Below are 9453 nucleotides of genomic sequence, written 5' to 3'. Positions count from 1 at the left end.
CCGCCGCGAGTACGGCGGACGGCGCCGCCGACCAGGTATCGACCACGGCGTCCCACTCGCCCTCGGCGAGCGCGGCGAGGCCGTCGGGCGCGGTCCGGTCGCCGAGGAGCACCCGCACCCCTGGAGGCGCCGGGTGGCGCCCGCGATGGAAGAGGGTCACCTGCCAGCCACGCGCGAGCGCCGCCTGCGTGACGGCGTGGCCCACGAATTCCGTACCACCGAGGATCAGGAGTCTCATGGGTGCGACTCTGCCGGTCGTACGCCCGCCCTGAACAGCCCCTTTCGCGGTGAGAAGAACCTCGGTCGGGGAAGAACCGGCCGGGTCACGGAAGAACCGCGAGGGTCACGGAAGAACCGTCCGGGTCACGGCGCGTACTTGTAGCCGACCCGCCGGACCGTCTGGATCGTGTGGCGGTGCCGCGCCCCCAGCTTGCGGCGCAGCCGCGCCACATGGACGTCGACCGTCCGCCCGTCGCCCACGTGCCCGTACCCCCAGACCGTGGTGACGAGCTGGTCGCGGGTGTGCACCCGGTGCGGGTGCGCCACGAGGTGGGCGAGCAGCTCGAATTCGAGGTACGTCAGATCCATCTGCTGGCCGTCCACGGAGGCGGTCCGCTCCGCACTGTCGATCAGTACGGGACCGCCCTCCGTGTCCGGCCCGGTGGCCGGCGCCGCGGACTGCGCGGAGGCGGCCAGCACCGCCGCCGCCTGATCGGCGGGTACGAGGACCAGATAGCCCACCATCGGCGGCTGGCCCGGGATCGTGGGCAGGGTGTGCTGCGGCGCGGGCAGCCAGGTGGCGCCCGGCGGCAGGAAGTCGATGACCTGGCCGGTCCGGGGTCCCGGCTCGTCGCGGTCGACGGCGCGCAGCCGGTGGCGGGCGCCCGGCAGCGGGTTCTGGTTGATGGGGGTGACGGCGGGGAGGCGGGAATTCGCCATGAGGGGTCAGCTCTTTCGCGCGAAGGACCCGAGAGATCGAGTCGCGGGACGGACGTGAGAAGTGCGGACGTACGTCATGCGCGGCGACCGAAAGCCTGACCTGAGCGGGAGGAGAGGGAGGCTCAGCAGGTTTTAGAGGGCCGGCGCGTTCTTCGCGCGGCAACACACGCGGTCGAAGTCGTGATGCTGCCGGGAGGGCCAGAACGGCTCCAGGTCGATACGACCCGTCGCGGTGTGCTGGTAGCTGGCCATGACCCCATTGAAGCAGAAACCCCGGCACCGTAGAGGGTCAGTTTCGGGACGGGGTGAGTGACGGACGGCACAGCGATGGGGCGGTCACCGTCGCGGTGACCGCCCCATGGCCGGAATGTGACGTGCTCAGGAGGTGCTCAGGACGTGCTCAGGAAGTGGGCAGGCCGTCAGACCTGGCCGGCCTTCTCCAGCGCCGTGCAGCAGGTGTCGACGATCAGCCGCGTCACCACGTACGGGTCGACGTTCGCGTTCGGACGGCGGTCCTCGATGTACCCCTTGCCGTCCTGCTCCACCTGCCAGGGGATACGCACGGAGGCGCCGCGGTCGGAGACGCCGTAGCTGTACTCGTTCCACGGGGCGGTCTCGTGCAGCCCGGTCAGCCGGTCGTCGATGCCCGCGCCGTAGTTCTTCACATGGTCGAGCGGCTTCGAGCCCTCGCCGAGCGACTCGGCGGCGGTGATGATCGCCTCGTACCCCTCGCGCATGGCCCGGGTCGAGAAGTTGGTGTGCGCGCCCGCCCCGTTCCAGTCGCCCTTCACCGGCTTCGGGTCGAGCGTCGCCGACACGTCGAAGTCCTCGGCGGTGCGGTAGAGCAGCCAGCGGGCGAGCCAGAGCTGGTCGGAGACCTCAAGCGGCGACAGCGGACCCACCTGGAACTCCCACTGGCCCGGCATGACCTCGGCGTTGATGCCGGAGAGGCCGAGCCCTGCCTTCAGGCAGTTGTCCATGTGCGCCTCGACGATCTCGCGGCCGAAGATCTCGTCGGCGCCGACACCGCAGTAGTAGCCGCCCTGCGCGGCCGGGAAGCCGCCCTCGGGGAAGCCCAGCGGGCGGGCGCCCTTGAAGAAGGTGTACTCCTGCTCGATGCCGAAGATCGGCTCCTGTCCGGCGAACCTCTCGGCGACCTCGGCGAGCGCGGCACGCGTGTTGGACTCGTGCGGCGTCAGGTCGATGTTCAGGACCTCGCACATCACCAGCACGTCACTTCCGCCGCGGATGGGGTCCGGACAGGAGAAGACCGGCCGCAGCACCCGGTCGGAGGCGTGACCGACGGCCTGGTTGGTGCTCGATCCGTCAAAGCCCCAGATGGGCAGGTCCGCGCCGTCCGCCAGTATCTTCGTCTTGGAGCGGAGCTTGGCGGTCGGTTGGGTGCCGTCGATCCAGATGTACTCGGCCTTGAAGGTCACGGTGGCCTCTTTCTCCGCGGACGTGCGGGTGTACGGGGTGCGGGTGTGCGGGGTGCGGGTGCGCGGGTCCCCGGCGTACGTTTCGGGGTGCTGAGGCGAAGCCTCGCAATCGGTGATTTCCCGGCCGTTGCCCCGTCGTGAACCCCGTGTTACCCGGTTCCGTCCTGTCGGCCGGGCTCACTGTGATGATTCACGAGGGGGCACGAACCCGCAGCCCGGACGCGCTCCACCGGCCCGGTGCGGCCGGCGCGGGGCGCCTGATACCGGGCCCCGGGATCCGGGGCTGAACGGTTCGGCGCCCGCTCGTCCATCCGGGTGCGCCCGCTTGCCGTACGGGCCGGGGAGCGCTCCCGTTCGCCGCCGTTTCACCCTCCCGCCGTCCGTCCCGTCGCGGGGGAGCGGCACACTGATCGGCATGAGCAAGCCACGTATCGGACTCCTCGGCACCGGCCCCTGGGCGGAGCGCACGCACGCCCCGGCCCTCGCCGCCCATCCCGGCCTCGAACTGAGCGGCGTCTGGGGGCGGCGCCCCGAGGCGGCGGCGGCCCTCGCCGCGACCCACGACACCACGGCCCACTCGGGCGAGGCCGGCCTCGACGCCCTCTTCGCCGAGAGCGACGCCATCGCCTTCGCCCTGCCGCCCGACGTACAGGCGCCGCTCGCGGCACGCGCGGCGGCGGCCGGATGCCATCTGCTCATGGACAAGCCCGTCGCCACGACCGTCGCCGGGGCCCGCGAGGTCGCCGAGGCCGCGGAGGCCGCCGGTGTCTTCTCGGTGGTCTTCTGCACGATGCGCTTCGCGGCGAAGACGGCGAGCTGGATCGACGAACAGGCCGCGAAGGGCGACTGGTTCACGGCCCACGCGTACTGGCTCGGCGCGCTGTACGGCACCGGTGCGAACAGCGAGTTCGCCGAATCGCCCTGGCGGCGCGAGAAGGGCGGGCTGTGGGACGTGGGCCCGCACGCGCTCTCGGTCCTCATCCCGCTGCTCGGCGATGTGACGGAGGTGACGGCCGTACGCTCCGAGCCCGACCTCACCCACCTCGTGCTGCACCACACCTCGGGGGCTTCGAGTTCGGCGGCGCTGAGCCTGAGCGCGCCGAAGGCGGGCGGCGGTACGGCGGTTCTGCTGAGCGGCGAGCACGGCACCACCTCGCTGCCGACCGACGCGGGCGACCCGGTCACCTCCTTCGAGGCGGCGATCGACGCGCTGCTTGAGGCGATCCGTACGGGCCGGCCGCACGACGTCGACGTACGGTTCGGGCTGCGGCTCACCGAGATCCTGGCGGAGGCCGAGGCGCAGGTGGCGGCGCGGGCCGCGAAGTAGCAGGGCGGTTCTGTTGCCTTGTCGGTGAACTCCCGCCCTGGCGGCGGGGGTTCATCTGCCTCGCGGTTCCTCCAGGGTGACCGCCTGCCGTACGCCCTGGAGGAACCGCCGTACGGCCGCCACCTCCGCCGCGTCGAAGTCCCATTCGCTGCCGCTCGGGGCTCCGGCCGGTACGGATGATCTGATCGGCAACTTTCTCGTCGGCTGAGGCGGTGCCCGCGCTCCCTCCCGTCACTCCCCAAACACCCTCTGGCCAGGGGTGATTGTCAGTGGGAGGGGGTAAAATAAAGGTAGTTCGTGAGGGACCGACCACGACCAACCACCTTGCCAGGAGGTCGCAGATGGCCGTAGCAACAATCACGACAAAACCGTACGAGACCCGCCTCCCGCTCAAGCGCAAAGTACTGCCCGCGGGACAGCCCCGCGAGTGGTACGAGACGCACAACCGCCGGCTCAAGGCGATGCGCCTCGCCATCGCCCTGCTCGACTCCGGCGTGTACCACCCGGCGAACGCCAGCAACCGACGGATACGGAACACGGCGGCCAAGATCGGGATCCACCCGCCGTCCGACATCACATGCCACCTGGTGCGTGATCTGATCCGCTGATCCCTCGATCGGGCGGTCAGGCGATCAAGCGGTCACGTCGGCAGGGGAGGGCCGCCCCTGCCGACCTGCCCGTTCGCCTACCGTCGCCCGTACCGACCGGACGGACCGGTCAACGTTCCGTGCCGGGCCGGCGCCAGCGGATCTCCCCGTCGTTCCACACCTCGGTCGGCGCCAGTCCGAGGGCCGTGGCGACGGCGGCGGAGGCCGCGTGCCCCGGTGCTATGTGGGCGACGAAGCTCCGTACGCCCCGCGTTTCGAGGTCGCGCAGCATGCTCAGCGCGGCCTCGGTGGCGATCCCGCGCCCTTGCCAGGGCGTCCCCACCATCCAGGCGACCTCGGCCTCAGCACCTCTGACGGTCGCCTGGACCGTACCCGCCAGGCATCCTTCGGCGCGGAGCCTGATCACCCAGTTGCACCACACGACCTCGGGCTCGGGTGAGCCCGCGACCATACGTGCGTACCGCGCGCGCAGTTCGGGCGCCGTCTCGGGTACCCCGCCGATGAAGGTGTGCAGGGCGGGGTCGGACAGTACGAGGGCCATCTCGTCGGCGTGCTCGACCCGGAGCGGCAGGAGCTCCAGCCGCTCGGTGCCGATCGGTTCGGCGCGGACAGACGCGGTCACGGCGTGTGCCAGGCGGTGGTCGCGACGGCGTGCAGCCGCCCGTGGGTGAGCGCGAGACACGGCAGCGAGACGCCGAACTCCTCGGCGAGCGCGGCCAGAGCCTCGTACTCGTCGTCCGGGTCCAGGGCCGTGCCGCTCTCGGCCGAACCCTCGACCGAACCGGGGAACAGCTCCTGCGGGTCGAGTGCGTCGGGAACCTCGCCCCACTGCCGGATCTCGCCGCCGCGCACGGTGAAGCCGTACGTCCGCCGTCCGTCCTCGGCGTACGAGAAGTGGAACAGGCCCGGGGAGTCGGCCGACCCGGCGCCCTGGCGGCGCCAGACCGTAACGGACCGGGTGCCCCGCGACGCGGCTTCCTCCAGCGCGCTCGGCCGTTCGTCCGGCGGAAGGATCTCCGCGTCGTTCTTGGGCGCGGCCTCGAAGCCGTCATCGAAGCCGTCCGCAAAGCCCTCCTCGAAGGCGAAGCTCCAGCCCTCTCCGGCCGTTCCGACCCGGGACACCGACGCACCCTCCGCCGTATACGACCGGAGGCCGGCGCGGTCGGTGGGCGGCAGCAGCGGGCCCTGGCCGATCCGCGCGACCAACTCCTCGGGCGGGACGCCCTGGACGAGGAGGAAGCGGTAGGAGCCGGACCCCGCTTCGGAGGTGCTGTCCGCCGCCTCGACCTCCTCCCGCTCGGCGAGCCAGGTGAGCCCGTCCGGCTGGGGGACAGGCAGATCGGCGGCGGACGTGTCGGCGGTACCGCCCTCGCCGCGCGGCGTCTCAAGGACGTACCGTCCGCGCTCCGGTGTGATCACCGGTCCGAGGATCGGATCGGCGAGCAACCCGACGGGCGCCACGCGTTCACCGCCGTACGGCTCCCACTCGGCCAGGGCCCCGGCGACGGTGGCCCACGCCGCGTCCGTGTCGCCCCACCGCGCCTGCTCGCGCGCCACGGTCAGGGCCTTGCCAAAGGCCCCCGGCGGCTCGTACGAGGGCAGGTCGTCCCCGTACGAGGCCGACGCGCCCGCACCTCCGCCGCGCAGGAACGCCCGCATCTCGGCGGCCGGCTCGGGGGCGCCCGGTCTCCCGTGCGCCTCGGCGTCCTCGACCACGCGGAGCTGCTCGTCGATGTCCTCACCGGCGAGGCAGGCCGACCGCGCCTCCTCGACATCCGCGTCAAGCTCGCGCGTCGTCTCGTTGACGAACCCGGGTGTGCCGCTGTTCGCCCGGTGGAACTGGCGGAACAGCGCCTGCATCAGCTCCATGAACGACTCGTACCGCACCGCCCGCTCGCCGCCGCTCCGGCCGCCGTGGCCGCCGATGACGTACGCCGCCCACTCGCCGTCGGCGTTCACATCGCCCGGGTCGAGCAGGATGCCGCTCGTCTCGGAGTCGACGGACAGCTCCAGCGCCCTGTCCCACACCTCGGCGTCCAGCACTCCTCCCTCGGTGCCGTCGCCCGTCCCGTGCGCCTCCTGGCACCAGCCGGCGTCCTCCGCCGTACCTATCAGCCGGATGGACGGTCCGGCATGGCGCCAGCCGTCGGTGGTGGCGAGGAAGGAGCGGTAGGTCGGCGGCAGCGTCACGTCCAGCCGCTCTTCGAGCGCGGCGATCCGATCCCCGTCGGCGGGCGGGAATCCCAGCCACCGCCCGCGCAGGACCTCCTCGTCCGCGTCCGTCCACTCCTTCCGTTCCTTCCGCGCCTTCTCACCGGGCGAATCGACCCAATCCGCACTCCACCGCTCAAGGAAGGGACGCCAGTTGTAGATCTTCATGGGCCCATGGTGCCAGCGACCACCGACAGCGGCGCCGCGCCGCCGGAGATCCGGCGCGCAGGTGTCGTACCGGCCCGCTGTCGGCCGCCGTACCGGCCCGATCAGTCGATCTTCAGCTCGCCCATCTCACTCCAGCCGTTGGCGCCCTCGATCGTGGTGCTCACGATCTCGGGGGTATGGACCAGCAGGGGGCGCATGGCGTCGAGACCCGCACGGAAGTGGTCGGAGTTCACATGCGCGGCGGCCGCGCCGTCCTCGAACGCTTCCACGAGCACATAGGTGTTGGGGTCCTCCAGGCCGCGCGACCACTCGAACCAGAGATTGCCCGGCTCCGACCTGGTGCCGGAGGTGAAGGCCGCCACGCGTGCGGGCCATTCCTCGGCGTGACCGGGCTTTACCTGAAACTTCACGACGATGAAAATCATCAGTCCACCGTAGGCCCTGGTCCTGTGCCTGGGCCCGCACAGGACGTCACTCCGGCGATTCCGGGGCCCTGATACGGGCCATCGCCGCCTCCAGGGTCGAGACCGGCGGCAGCGTCGGCGAGAGCCCCGACGCGCGCAGGATGCGGAGGCCGAACGGGTCGGTGCAGATCACCGCGATACGACCGCCGCGCTCCAGGATCCGCCGCCGGGCTCGGCGCAACTCCTCCACGGCGGAGCTGTCGAAGAACTCCGTCAGCCGCAGATCGATGATGAGGCGTGCGTTGTCCCGCTCGGAGGCCGCGTCCAACTGCGGCCGTACCTCGGGGACGGAAGCGAGGTCTATATCGCCGTAGAGCTGTACGAGGGATACGCCGTGAACGACTCTGCTGAAGGCTGCGCGTGAGGAATCGGGCCGTGGATCCGGGGTGCACGAGGTGGGGTGGCGGTCGGTGTAATGCCCCATGTCTATCCCCTCGACTCTGCTACTTCCCGCTGGGGTGCGAGATGGATCCGTGCGCACGAGCACCGCCGAGGACTGGGGCGACCCTGTGAACGGTAGTCAAGAGCTGGGCGCAGAAACGTTCTTACCGTCGGCAACAGACCCGTGAGGGTGAACAAATGTTTCTCACCTTTACCGTGCCACGTTTGTTTGCTAATGCCGATAGCAACGGATGACAGCGGTGCGACACCACGAAGGAACCCGCCGGCCGGCAGTGCCGGCAGCGGCGGGTCTCCTTACGTTCCCTTTCAGTTGGCGGCGGAGGCCGCCCGGGGCTCCGTGCCGGTCGCAGCGGGGGCCGTTGCCGGTTTCGGAACGAGAAGGCGTTCGGCGAAGTGGCCGAACAGCAGCCCGAACGACGACCACAGCGTGATCTGGATCGCCAGCGCGGCAAGCCGGAACTGCCAGATCAGCGTGGCGGGAAAGCCCTTCGGCACCTCGTTGATCGTGGGCAGGAAGGCATAGGCGAGCCCCACGGCGACGATGAAGGCGAGCGCGGCGGTGACCGTCGCGTTCCAGTTGCCGAGCCTGGGCGCGAGACGCCTGCCGAGGAGGACGGCGGCGACGGCGAGCAGGACGCTGAGCAGGATCATCAGGAAGTAGAGGGTCGTACGCTTGCCGATGGTGTCGGCGTTCCCGACGGCCGGCGGATTCGCCGGGTACTTGAGGAACGGTACGACATACACCGTCAGCAGCGCGCCGAACGACAGCAGAGCCGCCGTGGCCCGCGCGCCGAACGCGCCGATCCGGCCGAGCGCGACACAGAACGCGAGAGCGGCGATGCCGCCGACCGCCACACCGAAGAGCAGCACACCGGTGGCGAGACCGGCGGTCGACTGCAAGGTGCGGCTGACGAGTTCCACGCCGTGCTCATGACTGTGGGCGCCCTCGAAAGCGATGGCGGAGTCCACCCGGGGTTCCCCGAGCAGATAGGCGACGACCAGAGCGAGGATGCCCGCGATGAGACCAGCGAGCATGCCACGGACCAGCAGGGCCCTGACAGATATGGAGTTCATGAGAGGGGGACCCGGTTTCTCAGTGGCAGGGGAAGCCGAGCAGGTGGCGTCCGTCGTGGACCCACTCGTGCACGTTCTCGCCGGAGATGACCGAGGTGGCGCCCTGCTCGGCGCCGACGAAGTAGAGAATGATCAGCATCAGAATGCCGAAGAAGACGGCCCAGGGGGCGATGGCCTTCAGTGAGATGGGGGTGATGGCAGGGGTACCGGAGATGCCCGGCGCGCCTATGGTGCCGGTGGTGGCGGGGGCAGCGGTCTGTGCCATGGCTGAACCTCCTGGGGAACACGCGTCCCGATCGTGGTGCCTGAGACGACGGCGCTGGGTCTGACTTCCCGCAGTTGTTACGGGTACACAGTGGCGCGACCGTGCCGGATTTTCACCGGGCTTCCATTACGCAGTCGTCATGTCCACGCGACGGTACCGCCTGCCGACCTGCACCGCTAGCGTGCCTCCGCCCCGGGCGGGATAGGTCACATATGCGCGCTCGGGGCATGTTCCGGGCAGGTCCCGGGCATGCCGCGGCGCCGGCTCGGGGACGGTCGGGGTCGGGCAGAGGGGTCTGACAACCGTCGGCCGAGCCGCCGGGGAAGTGGCGCGTGCAGCGCTATGGACGGTCGTGGGGCAGGCACTTACGCTGCGTCTCGGCGCTTCGAAACGGATGGCGGATTCCTGCGTACCGTTTTTGAAACGTTTCAATATTCTGGGATCGGTCGAGGAGGGGCATGTCACGCACAGCAGGGGACGGGCCGGAGCGGCGCACCGTCATCAGAACGGGGCTGGCCGCGATGCTGGCCGCCGCCACCGGACTGCCGGCGGCGAC

Annotated in this window: 12 protein-coding genes and 1 riboswitch; of the genes, 2 read left to right on the top strand and 10 right to left on the bottom strand. The window is 70.5% G+C overall.

What is annotated here, in order from left to right; genetic code table 11:
* The 3 genes from QR77_RS48445 to glnII form a co-directional block, all read right to left on the bottom strand.
* On the bottom strand, positions 1 to 238 hold a 238-nt coding region (locus tag QR77_RS48445; protein WP_040020966.1), incomplete at its 3' end, for an NAD-dependent epimerase/dehydratase family protein.
* A 125-nt stretch (positions 239 to 363) separates the two neighbouring features.
* Complete coding sequence (locus QR77_RS09600) at positions 364 to 939, bottom strand: winged helix-turn-helix domain-containing protein (protein WP_040020964.1); 576 nt, start codon at positions 937 to 939, stop codon at positions 364 to 366.
* Between the two features lie 419 nt (positions 940 to 1358).
* A complete protein-coding gene (gene glnII / locus QR77_RS09595; protein ID WP_040020962.1) occupies positions 1359 to 2378 on the bottom strand; it encodes a glutamine synthetase in 1020 nt (339 codons plus the stop codon).
* Between the two features lie 415 nt (positions 2379 to 2793).
* On the opposite strand from glnII, the gene QR77_RS09590 reads away from it, so the two are divergent.
* The gene (locus tag QR77_RS09590) at positions 2794 to 3705 is read left to right on the top strand and encodes a Gfo/Idh/MocA family oxidoreductase (protein WP_040020960.1); all 912 of its coding nucleotides are present in this window, start codon (positions 2794 to 2796) and stop codon (positions 3703 to 3705) included.
* Between the two features lie 51 nt (positions 3706 to 3756).
* On the opposite strand, the gene QR77_RS46545 is transcribed toward QR77_RS09590, so the two are convergent.
* Positions 3757 to 3897 (bottom strand): hypothetical protein, encoded by a 141-nt coding sequence (locus QR77_RS46545; protein WP_160310894.1) that lies wholly within the window; start codon positions 3895 to 3897, stop codon positions 3757 to 3759.
* Positions 3898 to 4046: 149 nt separating this feature from the next.
* On the opposite strand from QR77_RS46545, the gene QR77_RS09585 reads away from it, so the two are divergent.
* Entirely contained in the window at positions 4047 to 4313 is a 267-nt protein-coding gene (locus QR77_RS09585) for a hypothetical protein (RefSeq protein WP_040020959.1), read from the top strand.
* A 109-nt stretch (positions 4314 to 4422) separates the two neighbouring features.
* Here the strand turns inward: QR77_RS09585 and QR77_RS09580 are convergent, their stop codons facing one another.
* The 6 genes from QR77_RS09580 to QR77_RS09555 all read right to left on the bottom strand — a co-directional run bounded on the left by QR77_RS09580 (position 4423) and on the right by QR77_RS09555 (position 8897).
* Positions 4423 to 4935 carry a GNAT family N-acetyltransferase gene (locus tag QR77_RS09580; protein WP_040020957.1) on the bottom strand — a complete coding sequence of 171 codons (513 nt, stop codon included), beginning with the start codon at positions 4933 to 4935 and terminating at the stop codon, positions 4423 to 4425.
* Positions 4932 to 6692, bottom strand: coding sequence for an SMI1/KNR4 family protein (locus QR77_RS09575; RefSeq protein WP_052488636.1), 1761 nt, complete (start codon positions 6690 to 6692; stop codon positions 4932 to 4934). Before QR77_RS09575 ends, QR77_RS09580 begins: the two co-directional genes overlap by 4 nt.
* Before the next feature lie 101 nt (positions 6693 to 6793).
* Complete coding sequence (locus QR77_RS09570) at positions 6794 to 7117, bottom strand: putative quinol monooxygenase (protein WP_040020956.1); 324 nt, start codon at positions 7115 to 7117, stop codon at positions 6794 to 6796.
* Between the two features lie 46 nt (positions 7118 to 7163).
* On the bottom strand, positions 7164 to 7580 hold the full coding sequence (locus QR77_RS09565) for an anti-sigma factor antagonist (RefSeq protein WP_078876577.1): 417 nt from the start codon (positions 7578 to 7580) through the stop codon (positions 7164 to 7166).
* 284 nt (positions 7581 to 7864) lie between these two features.
* Complete coding sequence (locus QR77_RS09560) at positions 7865 to 8632, bottom strand: CbtA family protein (protein ID WP_040020954.1); 768 nt, start codon at positions 8630 to 8632, stop codon at positions 7865 to 7867.
* A gap of 19 nt (positions 8633 to 8651) precedes the next feature.
* Entirely contained in the window at positions 8652 to 8897 is a 246-nt protein-coding gene (locus QR77_RS09555; protein WP_040020952.1) for a CbtB-domain containing protein, read from the bottom strand.
* 32 nt (positions 8898 to 8929) lie between these two features.
* A riboswitch (cobalamin riboswitch) is annotated at positions 8930 to 9073 on the bottom strand.
* Positions 9074 to 9453 lie beyond the last annotated feature (380 nt).

Origin of the sequence: Streptomyces sp. 150FB (assembly GCF_000818195.1) — a bacterium.
GTDB lineage: Bacteria > Actinomycetota > Actinomycetes > Streptomycetales > Streptomycetaceae > Streptomyces.
This window is presented reverse-complemented; position numbering and strand designations above follow the sequence as displayed.